Source organism: Staphylococcus sp. EG-SA-2 (genome assembly GCF_017152085.1).
In genome coordinates this window covers 1-1,011 of record NZ_JACYHC010000902.1, presented here as the reverse complement: position 1 = coordinate 1,011, position 1,011 = coordinate 1, and the positions used below count along the sequence as shown (strand labels likewise).

General features: G+C 34.1%; 2 protein-coding genes. Both read left to right on the top strand.

Going from position 1 to position 1,011, the window contains the following annotated elements:
* On the top strand, positions 1–548 hold a 548-nt coding region (locus tag IDG60_RS15885), incomplete at its 5' end, for an alpha/beta hydrolase (protein WP_206160912.1).
* 177 nt (positions 549–725) lie between these two features.
* The gene (locus tag IDG60_RS15880) at positions 726–839 is read left to right on the top strand and encodes a hypothetical protein (protein WP_000510434.1); all 114 of its coding nucleotides are present in this window, start codon (positions 726–728) and stop codon (positions 837–839) included.
* Positions 840–1,011: the final 172 nt, after the last annotated feature.

Here is a 1,011-nt window from a genome sequence, read left to right as displayed (position 1 = left end):
CATATAATGTAGATGATTGGTGGGAAGAAGTTGAGAAAGCTTACCAATTTTTAGTCAATGAAGGTTATGAATCTATCAGTGCAACGGGTGTGTCTTTAGGTGGATTAATGACATTAAAATTGGCGCAACACTATCCTTTGAAACGTATCGCTGTCATGTCAGCACCAAAGGAAAAGAGTGACGATGGTTTAATAGAACATTTAGTTTATTATAGTCAACGCATGTCGGATATTTTAAATTTAGATCAGCAAGCATCGAGTGCGCAATTAGCAGCAATTGATGATTATGAAGGTGAAATTACGAAGTTTCAACATTTTATTGATGATATCATGACAAATTTAAATGTTATTAAAATGCCAGCTAATATATTATTTGGTGGTAAAGATGCGCCATCCTATGAAACAAGTGCACATTTTATTTATGAACATTTAGGATCAGTAGACAAAGAATTAAATGGTCTGAAGGATTCGCATCATTTAATGACGCATGGAGAAGGCAGAGATATTTTAGAAGAAAATGTTATTCGCTTTTTCAATGCTTTAACATAATTGAAGATTTTAAAAATTAACACTTGAGTGACGATGTTATTATATTTGTCATTTGAGTGTTTTTTGTGGCGTGATAGTATAGGGAACTTAGCTAAAGTTAATTTTTAGTGTGATGTCGTGGAAATATTATGGAGTTATACCAGAAGTTGATTTGTATTGTAATGTTGTGGGCATTTTATGGGCATTGCACCTGAAGTTGTTATGTGGCGAGATGTTGGGGATATAGATGGTGTTGTATGTGGCGAGATATTGGCGCACGTATACAGCGTTGAACCAGGAATTTTAATGTAGCGTAATGACAACACATTACAAGAGTTGACTATATTATGATAAATCCAGGCGCTACCGTATTAATGAAACAATTTTGATGCAGGTGTATTGCATGTTATTTACATACATGTTAGAGTGTTACTTAAACACGTAGACGCTTTAACGCTTTAAAGGAGATGTGAATGATGAAAAG